The sequence below is a fragment of the Rhodoferax sp. genome, from assembly GCF_030653815.1.
Taxonomy (GTDB): Bacteria; Pseudomonadota; Gammaproteobacteria; order Burkholderiales; family Burkholderiaceae_C; genus Rhodoferax.
Map to the genome: position 1 here is coordinate 12034 of NZ_JAURYQ010000015.1, position 14974 is coordinate 27007.

At 60.3% G+C, this 14974-nt stretch carries 16 protein-coding genes; 5 read left to right on the top strand and 11 right to left on the bottom strand.

The annotated features are described in order from the left end of the window. Nucleotides 1-5: 5 nt before the first annotated feature. The 7 genes from uppS to Q7U49_RS04995 all read right to left on the bottom strand — a co-directional run bounded on the left by uppS (nucleotide 6) and on the right by Q7U49_RS04995 (nucleotide 5637). Nucleotides 6-734, bottom strand: coding sequence for a polyprenyl diphosphate synthase (gene uppS, locus Q7U49_RS04965; RefSeq protein ID WP_304762733.1), 729 nt, complete (start codon nucleotides 732-734; stop codon nucleotides 6-8). Nucleotides 735-740: 6 nt separating this feature from the next. Beyond that, a complete protein-coding gene (gene frr, locus Q7U49_RS04970) occupies nucleotides 741-1301 on the bottom strand; it encodes a ribosome recycling factor (protein ID WP_304762735.1) in 561 nt (186 codons plus the stop codon). A 33-nt stretch (nucleotides 1302-1334) separates the two neighbouring features. After that, nucleotides 1335-2057 carry a UMP kinase gene (gene pyrH / locus Q7U49_RS04975; protein ID WP_304762736.1) on the bottom strand — a complete coding sequence of 241 codons (723 nt, stop codon included), beginning with the start codon at nucleotides 2055-2057 and terminating at the stop codon, nucleotides 1335-1337. Between the two features lie 49 nt (nucleotides 2058-2106). After that, the gene (gene tsf / locus Q7U49_RS04980; RefSeq protein WP_304762737.1) at nucleotides 2107-3030 is read right to left on the bottom strand and encodes a translation elongation factor Ts; all 924 of its coding nucleotides are present in this window, start codon (nucleotides 3028-3030) and stop codon (nucleotides 2107-2109) included. Nucleotides 3031-3120: 90 nt separating this feature from the next. After that, entirely contained in the window at nucleotides 3121-3873 is a 753-nt protein-coding gene (gene rpsB, locus Q7U49_RS04985; RefSeq protein ID WP_304762739.1) for a 30S ribosomal protein S2, read from the bottom strand. A 190-nt stretch (nucleotides 3874-4063) separates the two neighbouring features. Further along, complete coding sequence (locus tag Q7U49_RS04990) at nucleotides 4064-5047, bottom strand: Hsp33 family molecular chaperone HslO (RefSeq protein WP_304762740.1); 984 nt, start codon at nucleotides 5045-5047, stop codon at nucleotides 4064-4066. 65 nt (nucleotides 5048-5112) lie between these two features. After that, complete coding sequence (locus Q7U49_RS04995; RefSeq protein WP_304762741.1) at nucleotides 5113-5637, bottom strand: gamma carbonic anhydrase family protein; 525 nt, start codon at nucleotides 5635-5637, stop codon at nucleotides 5113-5115. Between the two features lie 51 nt (nucleotides 5638-5688). Between Q7U49_RS04995 and Q7U49_RS05000 the strand changes: the two genes are divergently transcribed. Next, a complete protein-coding gene (locus Q7U49_RS05000) occupies nucleotides 5689-6543 on the top strand; it encodes a ferritin-like domain-containing protein (RefSeq protein ID WP_304762743.1) in 855 nt (284 codons plus the stop codon). A gap of 14 nt (nucleotides 6544-6557) precedes the next feature. On the opposite strand, the gene xerD is transcribed toward Q7U49_RS05000, so the two are convergent. Further along, a complete protein-coding gene (xerD, locus tag Q7U49_RS05005; protein ID WP_304762744.1) occupies nucleotides 6558-7505 on the bottom strand; it encodes a site-specific tyrosine recombinase XerD in 948 nt (315 codons plus the stop codon). 100 nt (nucleotides 7506-7605) lie between these two features. Between xerD and Q7U49_RS05010 the strand changes: the two genes are divergently transcribed. Beyond that, nucleotides 7606-8520, top strand: coding sequence for an AEC family transporter (locus tag Q7U49_RS05010; RefSeq protein WP_304762745.1), 915 nt, complete (start codon nucleotides 7606-7608; stop codon nucleotides 8518-8520). Nucleotides 8521-8727: 207 nt separating this feature from the next. Here the strand turns inward: Q7U49_RS05010 and queG are convergent, their stop codons facing one another. After that, nucleotides 8728-9813, bottom strand: a complete 1086-nt coding sequence (gene queG / locus Q7U49_RS05015) for a tRNA epoxyqueuosine(34) reductase QueG (protein ID WP_304762748.1) — start codon at nucleotides 9811-9813, stop codon at nucleotides 8728-8730. Here queG and tsaE point away from each other — a divergent pair. Both tsaE and Q7U49_RS05025 read left to right on the top strand, forming a co-directional pair. Beyond that, the gene (gene tsaE / locus Q7U49_RS05020) at nucleotides 9805-10320 is read left to right on the top strand and encodes a tRNA (adenosine(37)-N6)-threonylcarbamoyltransferase complex ATPase subunit type 1 TsaE (RefSeq protein WP_370653966.1); all 516 of its coding nucleotides are present in this window, start codon (nucleotides 9805-9807) and stop codon (nucleotides 10318-10320) included. The two genes, queG and tsaE, sit on opposite strands and share 9 nt — an antisense overlap. Beyond that, complete coding sequence (locus Q7U49_RS05025) at nucleotides 10317-11654, top strand: N-acetylmuramoyl-L-alanine amidase (RefSeq protein WP_304762751.1); 1338 nt, start codon at nucleotides 10317-10319, stop codon at nucleotides 11652-11654. The genes tsaE and Q7U49_RS05025 overlap by 4 nt, the downstream gene beginning before the upstream one ends. Before the next feature lie 51 nt (nucleotides 11655-11705). Here the strand turns inward: Q7U49_RS05025 and Q7U49_RS05030 are convergent, their stop codons facing one another. Both Q7U49_RS05030 and Q7U49_RS05035 read right to left on the bottom strand, forming a co-directional pair. Next, nucleotides 11706-12734, bottom strand: a complete 1029-nt coding sequence (locus Q7U49_RS05030; protein ID WP_304762753.1) for a PfkB family carbohydrate kinase — start codon at nucleotides 12732-12734, stop codon at nucleotides 11706-11708. Between the two features lie 22 nt (nucleotides 12735-12756). Beyond that, nucleotides 12757-13398: a VTT domain-containing protein gene (locus Q7U49_RS05035; RefSeq protein WP_304762755.1), complete on the bottom strand. Its 642-nt coding sequence runs from the start codon at nucleotides 13396-13398 to the stop codon at nucleotides 12757-12759. 184 nt (nucleotides 13399-13582) lie between these two features. Between Q7U49_RS05035 and Q7U49_RS05040 the strand changes: the two genes are divergently transcribed. Further along, a complete protein-coding gene (locus tag Q7U49_RS05040; RefSeq protein ID WP_304762757.1) occupies nucleotides 13583-14929 on the top strand; it encodes an anaerobic C4-dicarboxylate transporter in 1347 nt (448 codons plus the stop codon). The last annotated feature ends 45 nt before the right edge of the window (nucleotides 14930-14974 follow it).

Consider the following 14974-nt stretch of genomic DNA (forward strand, 5'->3'; position numbering starts at 1 on the left):
AGCCTTCAGTGGACGCCGACAGGCGAAGCAGCGGCATCACCCTGACCCGGGACCTTGCCAAAGCGACGTTCGCGCAAGGCATAGGATTCAATGGCCTGGTCGAGCGCGGCCTCGTCAAAATCGGGCCACAGTTTGTCGGAAAAGAAAAATTCGGAATAAGCGGACTGCCAAAGCAAAAAGTTGCTGATGCGTTGCTCACCACCGGTGCGGATCACCAGGTCGGGGTCGGGCACATGCGCCAGCGCCATCGTCTGGCTCAGATTCTGTTCGGTCATTTCCAGCCCCTGGGCGGCAACACGCGCAGCCGCCTGCACGATGTCCCAACGGCCGCCGTAGTTGAAACAGACATTCAACACCAGTTTGTGGTTGGCGGCTGTGGCTGCTTCGGCCTGCTCGATACCCTTGAGCACGCGGTTCGAGAGGCCCTGGCGCTCGCCAATGAAACGCAGTTGCACGCCGTCAAGCTTGAGCTGAGGCACCTCGCGCCCCAAAGCCAGCGCAAACAAGTCCATCAAGCCAGAGACTTCCTCCTGCGGACGCTGCCAGTTCTCAGAAGAAAAGGCAAAGACCGTGAGCACCTTGATGCCGCGCGCATCACAGGCGCAGGCACAACGCTTGAGGGAATCAACCCCTTGCTTATGACCCGCGATACGAGGCAAAAAGCGCTTGGACGCCCAGCGCCCATTGCCATCCATGACGATGGCGACATGGTACGGCGTTGAGGAAGGGGGCATGGCCGGTCAAACCGCCATGATGTCGTGTTCTTTGGCCGCCACCAGCTGATCGATGGCCGCAATGTGCCGGTCGGTCACTTTCTGGATGTCGGTTTCGCAGCGCTTCTGGTCATCTTCCGACGCGAGCTTGTCCTTGACCAACTTCTTGACGCCCTCGTTGGCGTCGCGGCGCAGGTTGCGCACGGCAATTTTGGCGCCCTCGCCTTCATTGCGCACCAACTTGGTCAACTCCTTGCGGCGCTCCTCGGACATCGGCGGCATCGGCACCCGGATCAGGTCGCCCATGGACGATGGGTTCAGCCCAAGGTCGCTGTCACGAATGGCTTTTTCAATCTTGGCGCCCATGCCTTTTTCCCAGGGCTGCACACTCACCGTGCGCGAATCCAGCAGCGACACGTTGGCCACCTGGCTGATGGGTACAAGGGAACCATAGTAATCAACCTGCACCGTGTCCAGAATGGCAGGGTTGGCGCGTCCGGTACGGATCTTGGTCAGGTTGTGTTTGAAAGCCTCGATGGACTGGTCCATCTTGGTTTCTGCGGTATTTTTAATTTCGGCGACTGACATGGGTCTTCCTCACTCAGGGTTCAAAATAAAAAATCAGGCGTGCACCAGGGTGCCCTCATCTTCACCCAGCACCACGCGCTTGAGCGCACCGTGCTTGAAAATCGAGAACACCTTGACCGGCAGTTTCTGATCGCGGCACAAGGCAAACGCCGTGGCATCCATGATGCCCAGGTTCTGCGAAATGGCGTCATCAAAGGAAATCTTGCTGTAGCGCGTGGCGCTGGGGTCTTTTTTGGGGTCAGCACTGTAGACGCCATCGACCTTGGTGGCCTTGAGCACAATCTCGGCACCAATTTCGGCACCGCGCAAGGCGGCCGCGGTGTCGGTGGTAAAGAACGGATTGCCGGTACCGGCGGCAAAAATGACGACCTTGCCCTCTTCGAGGTATTGCAGGGCCTTGGGACGCACATAGGGCTCCACCACCTGCTCGATGGCAATGGCCGACATCACGCGCGCCGTCAGGCCAGCCTTGTTCATGGTGTCGCCCAGCGCCAGTGAGTTCATCACGGTCGCCAGCATGCCCATGTAGTCGGCCGTGGCACGGTCCATACCGACCGAGCCACCCGCCACGCCGCGGAAAATATTGCCACCGCCAATCACCACGGCCACCTGGACACCAAGGGCGGTAACCCCCACGATTTCATCGACCATGCGCACAATGGTGTCACGGTTGATGCCAAACTGGTCGTCCCCCATCAGTGCCTCACCCGACAATTTGAGCAAAATGCGCTTGTAAGCCGGCTTGACATCTGACATGGGTGACTCCTTGGTCTTGGGTGGATTCAATGAAACAGCAGGAGCCAGATCAGGCCGCCTTTTGTGCAGCAGCCACCTGGGCCGCCACTTCAGCAGCAAAGTCATCCACCTTTTTCTCAATGCCCTCACCCACCACATACAAGGTGAATGACTTGACCGTGGTGGCCATGGCCTTGAGCATCTGCTCGACCGTTTGCTTGTCGTTCTTGACAAAGGCCTGGTTCAGCAAAGACACTTCCTTGAGGTATTTCTGCACGCCGCCTTCGATGCGCTTGGTCACAATTTCTGCGGACTGCACGGGCTTGCCGGCAGCGGTGGCCACAGCAGCGTCTTCGGCCGCCTTGGCAGCTGCCACCGAGCGCTCACGCGCCACCAACTCAGCGGGCACCTCGTCGCTCGACAAGGACACGGGCTTCATGGCAGCAATGTGCATGGCCACATCCTTGGCGGCGACCTCATCACCTTCGAATTCGACCACCACACCAATGCGGGTGCCGTGCAGGTAGGAAGCCAGCTTGCTGCCGTTGGCAAAACGCTTGAAACGGCGAAAGCTCATGTTCTCGCCAATCTTGCCAATCAGGCCCTTGCGCACGTCTTCGAGCGTCGGACCAAAACCATCCTGCTCGTAAGCCAGGGCACCCAAGGCAGCCACATCGGCCGGGTTCTGCTTGGCGATCAAGGCCGCAGCAGCGTTGGCCAGGGCCAGGAAGCTGTCGTTCTTGGTGACAAAGTCGGTTTCGCAGTTCACTTCGAGCAGCGCGCCGACACCGGCGTCTGCTGCGTAAACCACCACACCTTCGGCCGTGACACGGCTGGCGGCCTTGCCGGCCTTGCTGCCCAATTTGACGCGCAGCAGCTCTTCAGCCTTGACCATGTCGCCTTCGGCCTCGGTCAGCGCGCGCTTGCATTCCATCATCGGGGCGTCGGTCTTGCCACGCAGTTCAGCCACCATGCTTGCAGTAATTTGAGCCATTTTGTTCTCCGGAAATCAGTACAGTTTATCAATTCAAATTAAAAAAAGGGGGCACATGAGCCCCCCTTTTGGATTGGGGTCGCCAAAGAATCAGGCAGCAGCCTCATTGACCTCGACGAATTCGTCAGCGCTGTCTTCAGCCACGGCCTTGACCACGTCGTCCATGGCATTGGCGCGGCCTTCCAGGATCGCGTCAGCGATGCCACGGGCGTACAACTCAACCGCCTTGGAAGAGTCGTCGTTACCAGGAATCACATAGTCGATGCCTTCGGGCGAATGGTTGGTGTCGACCACGGCAATCAGCGGAATACCCAGCTTGCGGGCTTCGGCGATGGCGATCTTGTGGTAGCCCACGTCGATCACGAAAATCGCGTCCGGCAAGGTGGTCATGTCCTGAATACCACCGATGTCTTTTTCCAGCTTCTCGAGCTCACGGGCAAACATCAGCTGCTCTTTCTTGCTCATGCTGTCCAGACCGGCTTCCTGCTGGATCTTCATGTCCTTGAGACGCTTGATCGAGGTCTTGACGGTTTTGAAGTTGGTCAGCATGCCACCCAACCAACGGGCGTCAACGTAGGGAACACCGGCGCGCTTGGCCTCGACGGCCACGGTTTCGCGGGCCTGACGCTTGGTGCCGACCATCAGCACGGTACCGCGCTTGGCCGAAATCTGACGCGCAAACTTGGCGGCTTCCTGGAACATCGGCAACGATTTTTCCAGGTTGATGATGTGAATCTTGTTGCGATGGCCAAAAATGAAGGGGGCCATTTTCGGGTTCCAGAAGCGGGTCTGGTGACCAAAGTGGACACCGGCTTCCAGCATTTCGCGCATGGTAATTGCCATAAAAAAAACTCCAAAGGTTAGGTCTGAAATCCAGTTCGTTTTGCCAGCGGACTGGCAACACCTTGATGAAACTGGTTTGCGGATTAACTTTGTAGCAGCAGGCGCTGATGAAATCGGCCAGCTACAAAGCCAGACGAGTATAGCACTGTGCCCCAAGTGTCCTTGGGCCTGGCGCGGCGGCCCACCGAGCCTACTGCAGCGGTGTCGGCGGCACCGGGAGGTGGGGTGCCCGGAAGATCTGGGCTGCATCCACGGCATCGAAACGGTATTGCAAGCCACAAAAATCGCAGCCCACCTCGATCACCTCGCGCTCCTGCAAAATGCTGTCAACCTCCGGCTGCCCCAGGCTCAGCAACATCCGGGACACCCGCTCACGGCTGCAGGAGCAGGAAAAGCGGGGACCCGCCTCGCCCTGCAAGGGCTCGAAACGCAGCAGTTGTTCCTCCCAGAACAGGCGGTGCAGGATGGTTTCGACATCCAGCGTCAACAGCTCTTCACGCTTCAGGCTGGAGGCCAGCATGGCGATGCGCTTGTAGTGCTCATTGATGCCAATCTGATCCTCATCCGAGGCCTGGGAACTGCCCGCCAGATTGCCCTTGCCCGCCATCGGCAGGCGCTGGATCAGCAGGCCGGCGGCCACCTTGTCGTCGGCAGCCAGCACCAGCGTGGTGTCCAGCTGCTCACTTTGCAGCATGTAGTGTTGCAACACATCGCTGAATTTTTCGAGCTTTTCACGGGCATCGCCAAACAGCGGCACCACGCCCTGGTAGGGCTGCTGCCCGGGCTGACGGTCCTGGGGGTCGAGCGTGATGGCACAGCGGCCTTCATTGCCGACATTGACCAGCTGGCTCAATGTGGCGTCCAGACTGACCTCGCCGTTCACCGTGGCCGTGGCGCGCAGCGAAAAGTCGCTTTGCACCTCGACCACCGCCAGCTTGACCGGACCATCGCCAAACACCTGCACGATCAGGGAGCCATTGAACTTGATGTTGGACTGCATCAGCACGGCAGCCGCCGTCATTTCACCCAACAGCACCTGCACCGGCGCCGGGTAAGCGCCCTGCGTGGTGTTGCTGGCACGGCGGCGCAAGATCTCCACCCAGGCATCGGTCAGACGCACTACAGCGCCGCGCACTGGCAGGCCTTCGAAAATAAATTTGTGAATTTCAGACATATCAACACTATTGAGACATTGCGGGTCAGACCACTCGCGCAGCGACATGCTCTGACCCCAACAGATTAAGCGACTTTGTGCAAACTGGCCTTGAAGCGCTGCGCATTGGCCACGTAATGCCGGGCACTGTCACGCAGACCCTGCAACTGTTCGGGCGTGAGCTGGCGCACCACTTTGGCCGGTGTGCCCATGATCATGGAGCCATCGGGAAATTCCTTGCCTTCAGTGACCAGCGAACCAGCGCCAACCAGGCAGCCCTTGCCTATTTTTGCGCCATTGAGCACCACCGCGCCAATGCCGATCAGGCTGTCATCACCCACGGTACAGCCGTGCAGCATGGCTTTGTGACCGACGGTGACACCCGAGCCAATGGTCAAGGGCATGCCGACGTCGGCGTGCAGCACACTCAGGTCCTGAATGTTGGTCTGCGAACCAATCCGGATGGCGGCCGTGTCGCCCCGCGCCACCACGCCGAACCAGAGACTGACCTGCTCACCCAGCACCACATCGCCCATGACCTCGGCGCTGTCAGCGACCCAGGCGGAGTCCGCAATGTGCGGCGACACCCCATCAAGTTCATAAATAGCCATAGCGTTCTTTCAGATTCATTTACCTAGAATTGTAGGGAAACCAAGCGCAACATGAACCCGATCGACTCAAACGCCTCAAGCTCTTCAGATGACCAACAGTCCCCAACCGACTTGCGCGCCGCGTGCCTGCGCCTGCTGCAAATCACATCTCCAGACGACAAGGCGGCCCAGGTGCGCGGGCTTGATGGGGCTCTTTGCACGCTCGACCCCTGCGCAAGCTTCACCGCACCTGCTGACTTGCCCGGGCGACCCGAGCGCCCGCGATTGGTGCACCCCTCGCAACTCAAGACCCGCGCCGTCGGTACCCTGGAAGGCCGCGCCGGGCTGATTCATGCGCTGACCCACATCGAGGCCAATGCCATCAACCTGGCGCTCGACATCGTCTGGCGCTTTGCCGACATGCCCACCGATTTCTACCTGGATTGGTGGCGCGTGGCGCAGGAGGAAGCGCTGCATTTCGAGTTGCTCAACGCCCACCTGAAACAACTGGGCTTTGCCTACGGCGACTTTCCCGCGCATGACGGCTTGTGGGACATGGCCGAACGCACCAAAGGCGATGTGCTGGCGCGCCTGGCGCTGGTGCCGCGCACGCTGGAAGCGCGAGGACTTGATGCCACGCCGGCGGTGCGCAACCGGCTGGTGTCGGTGGGTGACCAGGGCGCAGCCAGGATTCTGGACATCATCCTGCGCGACGAAATCGGCCATGTCGCCGTTGGCAACCGCTGGTACCGCCATCTTTGCGACGCGCGCCAGCTTGAGCCCATTGCGACCTACGCAACGCTGGCAGAGCGCTACCAGGCCCCCGTCCTCAAAGGCCCGTTCAACCTGGCGGCACGTCGCGCTGCGGGCTTTTCTGAAGCCGAACTCTCGGTCCTGCAGCGGCCAAGCGCAGTCGCCACCGGTTGAATCCATGCACGCGCTCAGCCGCGCGGATGGTGCTGGGCGTGCAGGGTTTTCAGGCGCTCCCGGGCCACATGGGTGTAGATGGTGGTGGTGGAAATATCGACATGACCGAGCAGCAGTTGCACCGCCCGCAGGTCGGCGCCATGGTTGAGCAAATGGGTGGCAAAGGCATGGCGCAGTGTGTGCGGTGACATCGGTGCCGTGATGCCTGCCAGCTGTGCATATTTTTTGACGAGCATCCAGAACATGACCCGGCTCATGGCCGTGCCCGGTGTGCTGCCGCGCTGGGTCACAAACAGCGCCTCGCTGGCATGGCCGGCCAACAGTTCGGCCCTGGGCTGGGCCAGATAGCGTTTCAGCCAGAGGCTGGCCACTTCGCCAAACGGCACCAGGCGTTCCTTGTTGCCTTTGCCAAAGACGCGCAGCACGTTGTCGTTCAGGCTCAGGTTCAGCACTTTCAGGCCGACCAGCTCACTGACCCGCAGGCCGCTGGCGTACATCAGTTCCAGCATGGTGCGATCCCTCATGCCCAAAGCTGCTGACGTGTCCGGGGCATTCAACAAGGCCTCGACCTGGGCTTCTGTCAGCGTTTTCGGCATGCGCAGTGGCTGTTTGGCGGCTTGCAGCTTGAGTGTGGGGTCTGCGCCCAGCAGGCGCTCGCGCAAGGCCCAGCGGTAAAAGCGCTTGAACACCGTCAGGCGCCGGTTGGCGGTGGTTGCCTTGGTGCTGGCATGCTGGTCGGCAAAGTAACTGTTGAGCAACAGTTCGGTGCCGCCAGCCAAGCTGCTGCCCTGGACTGCCAGCCAGTTAGCAAACAAGGTGAGGTCGCGCCGGTAAGCCGCCAGGGTGTTGGCAGACAAGCCTTCTTCCAGCCATAGGGCGTCGATGAAGGTGTCGATCACCGGGTCGGGCGCTTTTTTGGCGTCTTGGGCGACTGAGTGGTCAGCAGCTTGCGTTTGGGACATGGGTTTGAAGGCAACAATAAATACGCCCATCTTATGCGGAGCTGTCGGCGGGGGGCGTCGTCGGCCATTTTGGCGCGGTGCGTCCTGCTATTCTCAAGGTGTGAACTACGCTGAACTTCTCTTTCCTGATTTCTCGCTGATTTTGATCGGCTACCTGATCTGCCGCTTCACGCCCTTGAACCGGGCCGTCTGGGCGCAGGTGGAACAGCTGGTGTACTTTCTATTTTTTCCGGTGCTGCTGTTTCATTCGATCGTGAAAAGCCCGCTCGACCTCAGCGCGGCGGGTAACCTGGTGGGGGCCGGCTGGGCGCTGGGCCTGGGCGGCATTGCCATGGCTTACTCGGTGCCCTACTGGCCCGGCCTCAAGAGTCATATGGCGGCGCGACAACATGCTGCCAGCGCGCAAATTGCCTTCCGGTTCAACTCGTTCATTGGTTTGGCACTGGCCGAACGCCTGACCGGCCCACCGGGCCTGCTGGTGATTGCGCTGCTCATCGGCATCAGCGTGCCGCTGATGAACATCGGCGCCGTGTGGCCGATGGCGCGCCACGCCAAGCGGGGTTTTCTGGGCGAACTGGTGCGCAACCCACTGATCATTGGTACCGCCAGTGGCCTGGCGGCCAACCTGGCCGGTTTCTCCATTCCCGGCTGGGCCGAACTGACCGTGACGCGCATTGGTGGTGCGTCATTGACGCTGGGCTTGATGGCTGCGGGTGCCGGCATGCAACTGGCTGCCTTGAACCATGCCAAGTTGCTGGGGGTCGCCGTGTTGCTGATTCGCCATTTGCTGATGCCGCTGTGGGCGCTGGCCCTGTGCCTGATGTTTGGCCTGAACCCGGTGCAGGCCACCATTTTGCTGATGTTCTCTGCCCTGCCGACCGCCTCAAGCTGCTACGTCTTGGCTGCACGCATGGGGTATGACGGACCTTATGTGGCGGCGCTGGTCACCTTGTCCACCCTGCTCGGCATGCTGAGTTTGCCGCTGGCGCTGGGAGTGTTGAGGGCGTTTGTTTAGTTACCGCGCGAGGTGGTGATGTGCGAAGACCCATAAAAAAGACAAATACCGTTTCTTTTTGAGGTTTGAGCGTGACCACAGTGAACCGTCCAGAGTCACTTCACTGCCACCAGCGCAGTGGCTGGCTTTGGGGGCTGACGATTTCTGGTACTCCAGTATGAGGAAGCCGCCAAAGCCAGCCACTGCGCGGGTAAAGCGAACCTGCAGTTAATTTTTTTGCGCCAACGCCCACACCACGTGTTCGCGAACCAAGGCGCTCGGATGCTCAGCCCGGGTCGCGAGTGCAGCCATCAACGACACCGCTGACTCGGCATCAGCCACACAAAGCGCATTCCCCAATGCCACGGCAATATTGCGCAACCAGCGTTCATGGCCGATGCGCCGAATCGGACTGCCTTCGGTGAAACGCAAAAACGCTTCCTCGCTCCAGCCAAACAGCTCAATGAGTTGGCTGCCCGCCAGCCCGGCACGGGCATCAAAGTCGGGCAAGGCACTGCGCTGGGCAAACTTGTTCCAGGGGCAAATCAACTGGCAATCGTCACAACCGTAAATGCGATTGCCCAACAAGGGGCGCAGTTCCAGCGGGATCGGCCCGGCGTGTTCGATCGTCAGGTAGGAAATACAGCGTCGGGCATCGAGCCGGTACGGGGCGACGATGGCCTGGGTCGGACAAATATCGATGCAGGCGCTGCAACTGCCGCAATGTCCGGCAACAGGGTCGGTTACGGGCAGGGCCATGTCGACAAAAATCTCGCCCAGAAAAAATGTCGAGCCGGCCTCACGACTCAGCAGCAAGGTGTGTTTGCCGCGCCAGCCCAGACCGCTCAGACTGGCCAATTCAGCTTCCAATACCGGGGCCGAATCGGTGAACACCCGGTAACCCAGCGGACCCAGTGCGGCGGCGATCTGATCGCTCAATTTTTGCAGACGGTTGCGCATGACCTTGTGGTAGTCCCGGCCACGGGCATAGACCGAGATGATGGCTTCTGCCGGGTGCTTCAGCCGGTCCAACTCCAGCGCCTGCCAGCCCTCGGGGGTGTCAGCAGGCAAATAGTCCATGCGCGCGGTGATGACACGCACGGTGCCCGGCACCAGCTCGGCCGGGCGGGCACGCTTGAGGCCGTGGGCCGCCATGTAATGCATGTCGCCATGAAACCCGGCGGCCAGCCATGCGGATAATCCGGGTTCTGCGGCGGACAAATCAACATCTGCCACACCAATTTGTGAAAATCCCAATGCTCGGCCCCATTCCTGAATTCTGGAGACCCATTGACTGCTGTTGAGTTGCTGCATGGTGTTGATCACCTGCCTATTGTAAAAACCCTGCTTCTGTGTGACGAAGCGGCGACCGAGCGCTTTGCCGGCGCGCTGGCGGCGCTGCCTGACGTGCGCCTGGCCTACATTGAATTGCGGGGTGACTTGGGCGCGGGCAAAACCACGCTGGTGCGCCATCTGCTGCGTGCCCTGGGGGTGCAGGGGCGCATCAAAAGCCCCACCTACGCCGTGGTGGAACCCTATGAATTGCCCGACCTCACCATTTGGCACTTTGATTTTTACCGCTTCAGCGACCCGCGCGAATGGCAGGATGCCGGCTTTCGCGACATCTTTGCCAGCCCGGGCCTCAAAATTGCCGAATGGCCGGAAAAAGCCGCCGGATGCGTGCCGCTGGCTGACCTGGCCTTGCAGCTTGACGTGCAGGACGACGCAGCGCGCCAGTTGCGCCTGACGGCACAAACCAAATTGGGTGCCAAGCTGCTGAACGGCCTGGGACCCACCTGCCTGAACACCGTGGGTCCATGAAACGACGCCAGCTATTGCAGTCGGGCACCTTGGTGCTGTTGCTGGGCGCCCAGCACCTGGCCCGCGGCGCCAGCATTGTGGCGGTTCGGGTGTGGCCAGCGCCGGACTATTCGCGTGTCACGATCGAATCCGACGCCTCATTGAGTTTCAGCCAGATTTTTATTCCCAATCCGCCGCGACTCGCGGTCGATGTGAAGGGCATTGACCTGAACCCGGCGCTCAAGGAGCTGGTGGCCAAAGTCAGTGCCAATGACCCCAACATTTCGGGCATTCGCGTCGGCCAGTTCGGTCCCGGCGTGGTGCGGCTGGTGCTGGACCTCAAGCAAGCCATTGCGCCACAGGTGTTCAGCCTGACACCCGTCGCAGCCTACCAGCACCGGCTGGTATTCGATCTGTATCCGACCCAGGTGGCGGACCCGCTGGAAACCCTGATTGCCGAGCGTCTCAAGGAGAGCGCCAGCGTACGGGTCGCACCAGCGCCTGCAGCCGACCCGCTGGGCGACTTGATCGCGCAAACAGCGCAAGCACGCGCGCCAGAGGTGGCCGTGCCACCGAAGCAAGTCAGTCGGCTTCCGCCGCAAAGCATGAGCGCCCCCACCCCTGCCGCCACCGACCGGCTCATCATCATTGCGCTCGACCCGGGCCACGGGGGTGAAGACCCCGGCGCCATTGGCCCGGCAGGAACTTATGAAAAGGACGTGGTGTTGCGCCTGGCCCACCGCCTGCGTGACCGCATCAACGCGGCATCGAGCAACGGCAACCCGATGCGGGCCTTCTTGACCCGTGACGCCGACTTTTTTGTGCCCTTGCACATCCGCGTTGACAAGGCACGGCGGGTGCAGGCCGACTTGTTCATCAGCCTGCATGCCGATGCTTTTTTTACGCCCAGGCCCCAGGGCGCCAGCGTCTTTGCCCTGAGTCAGGACGGCGCCTCCAGCAGCGCCGCGCGCTGGATGGCGGCCAAGGAAAACAAGGCCGACATGGTGGGCGGACTCAACGTGCGCGCCAAGGACGCCCAGGTCAAGCGCGCCCTGCTCGACATGAGCACCGCCGCCCAGATCAAGGACAGCCTGCAGTTGGGCGGCGCCATGCTCAAGGAAATTGCCCGGGTCGGCAAACTGCACAAACCGCGCGTCGAACAGGCCGGCTTTGCCGTGCTCAAGGCGCCCGATATTCCCAGTGTGCTGGTGGAAGCAGCGTTTATCAGCAACCCCGACGAAGAAGCCAAGCTCAACAGCCCCGCTTACCTGGACCAGTTGGCTGATGCCTTGATGCGCGGCATTGAGGGCTATTTCGCCAGAAACCCGCCGCTGGCTCGTAATCGGACCAGTTGATTCAGAACCGGCTTGTCATTCACAAGCTCGCGTGCCTGAATTCAAGGCACCTTATCCGGCAGCAGCTGCATGGCCATCGCTGGTTAACGTGCTGAACGCATAGGGTCGCTGTGCCAGCCGCGCCAACACCTCGGCCCGCGTCGGTGGCACGCAGCCGCGGCGCATCACGCACAGGCTGGCGCTAGCGATGGCACTGGTGAGAAGTTCCCGGGCGACCTCGTGGGACACAGCCCCACCGCCCCAATCAGCGGGCAGCTGGTGCGCCAGCATGGCCACCACCAAACCCGCCAGAAAACAGTCGCCCGCCCCCACCGTGTCCACCACCGCAATCGGCTCCAGCTCGCGTGAAGCAAACACCTGGCCGTGCCGTGTCAGCAGCACCGCGCCCTCGCCGCCCAGAGTTAGCGCCATGACACTGGCGCGTGTGTTTTGCAGCAAATGTCTTGCCTGGGTCAGCGCGTCGCCACCCGGCAGTTCCAGGCAAACCAGGTCTTCGTCGCTGGCCTTGATGACGTCGGCGTAGTGCAGTGCAGTCAGCACGTGGCGGCGATAGACCACCAGGTCGGGCATGACGGAGGGGCGCAGGTTGGCATCGATCACCACGGTACGGCCAGCCTGGCGCTGGGCTGCCAGCCAGGGCAGGTAGATATCGGCATCATCGGGTGACAAGGCCAGCGCGCCGGTGCAAACCAGTGACAAGCTGTCCAGCGGTGCACAAACTTGTGTCAGCTCCGCCGCCGAAGTGGCACGGTCGGCCACACCTTCGCGGTAAAACGCATAGTCGGGATGGCCCTGCGCATTGACATTCACCACGGCCAGCGAAGTGACCGCCTGCACAGCTTCCGGCACGGCCAGGCAAACCCCGTCGTCCAACAGACCTTGGGCCAGTCTGCGACCAAAACGGTCGCGCGAAAGGGGATTCAGATAGAGCGTCGGCACACCCTGGCGCGCAAGGGCGCGTGCCAAGTTGTAGACCGCGCCGCCCAGACAGGGCTCGAACCGCCCATCGGCATTGGCAATGAAATCAATCAGGGCCTCGCCAGCCGTGGCCACCTGAACCGAAAGATTTATTTGCACCATTTTAAAAGCTCCCGAACTCAAATCAAGCCGCCTTCTTGTGCCCCTTCCAGGCCCCATAAAGCACCACCAGGCCGGGCACCAGGATCATTGCCCAGATAATTTTGTCGAGGTGCAACTTGACCCACGGCATGTTGCCAAAGAAATAGCCCACGGTGATGATGCCGCCCACCCAGAGCGCGCCCCCCAACACATCAAAAAACGTGAAGCGGCTGCGCGTCATTTGGGCCACACCCGCGACGAAAGGTGCAAAAGTGCGCAAAAACGGCATGAAGCGTGCCGCCACGATGGTGATACCACCGTACTTTTCATAAAACGCGTGGGCCTGATTGAACGCCTTCTTGTTGAACCAGCGTGAGTCTTCCCAGCCAAACACCTTGGGCCCGAAGTAATGTCCGATCGTGTAGTTGCACTGGTTGCCCAGCACCGCTGCCGCAAACAGCAGACCCACCGACAACGGATAACTCATGAGCCCGACGCCACACATGGCGCCCACCACAAAAAGCAGCGAATCACCCGGCAAAAACGGCATCACCACCACGCCAGTCTCGACAAAGATGATCAAAAACAGCAACGCGTAGACCCATCCACCGTAGCTTTGCACGAAGGCCTCCAGGTGTTTGTCGACGTGGAGGATGAAGTCAATAAGAAAAGAGATGATTTCCATAAGTCGGCATTATCCGCGGCCAGCGCACACGCTCAGTGAACACCGGAAAGCACCCCAACCGATTCTGAATAATGAACGATTTATTACAAAAAACAATGTTTGATTGATTTAAATCAAGTGAAGCGCAGATCGAAAGAAAGGGTTTACCCTAATTCTTATTAAAGTAGGGCCTTCTTTGAAGGAGATGCATGTGGACATATTTCTGCAACTGATTGTGATTCTGGTCTGCCTGTTCTACGGCGCCAGAAAAGGTGGCGTGGCGCTGGGCCTGCTCGGCGGCATCGGCCTTGTCATCATGGTGTTTGTGTTTGAGCTCAAGCCCGGCAAGCCACCCGTCGATGTGATGCTGACCATCATTGCCGTGGTGGCCGCCTCTGCCACGCTGCAGGCCTCGGGTGGGCTGGATGTGATGCTCAAGGGTGCTGAAAAGCTGCTGCGCCGCAACCCCAAATATGTGTCGATCCTGGCACCGTTTACCACTTGCGTGCTGACCATGCTGTGCGGTACCGGCCATGTGGTGTACACCATGCTACCCATCATCTACGACGTGGCCATCAAAAATAACATCCGCCCCGAGCGCCCCATGGCAGCTTCATCCATCTCCAGCCAGATGGGCATTCTGGCCAGCCCGGTGTCGGTGGCCGTGGTGGCCTTGGTGGCCTTTTTGGCCAAAGCGCCGGTGGATGGCCATGTGATCGACTTTGTACAGGTGCTCTCCATCACCATCCCTTCCACGCTGGCCGGCGTGCTGATGATTGGCATTTTCAGCTGGTTCCGCGGCAAGGACCTTGACAAGGACCCCGAGTTTCAGGCGCGCATTGCCGATCCCGAACAACGCAAGATGATCTACGGCGAAAGCGCCACACTGATGAACAAGATCCTCTCCAAAGACCAATGGACCGCCATGTGGATTTTTCTGGGTGCCATTGTGGTGGTGGCCTTCCTCGGTGCCTACCCCAGCCTGCGCCCAAGCTTTGACGGCAAGCCCATGTCGATGGTGCTCACCATCCAGATGTTCATGCTGCTGGCAGGTGCATTGATGATCATTTTCACAAAAACCGACCCCGCCACCATCGGCAAGACCGAAGTGTTTCGCGCCGGTATGATTGCCGTGGTGGCGGTGTTTGGTATCGCCTGGATGGCCGACACGGTGTTTGAAGCGCACTTGCCAGAAATGAAAGCTGCGCTGACCGATCTGGTCAAAACGCAGCCCTGGACATACGCCATTGCGCTGCTGCTGGTGTCCAAACTGGTGAATTCGCAAGCGGCCGCCGTGACTGCGATGGTGCCAGTGGGGCTGGCCATAGGCGTGCCACCCGGCTATGTTGTGGCGTTTGCCGCCGCCTCCTACGGCTACTATATTTTGCCCACCTACCCCAGCGACCTGGCTGCCATCCAGTTCGACCGCTCGGGCACCACCCGCATCGGCAAGTATGTGATCAACCACAGCTTCATCCTTCCGGGCTTGATTGGCGTGGGGACTTCTTGTGTGATCGGCTACCTGCTGGCGGAGGCTTATGGTCTGATTTGACATTTAAGTCTGGAAAAACAGGGCGATTTCCCAGCCACCCGGGCA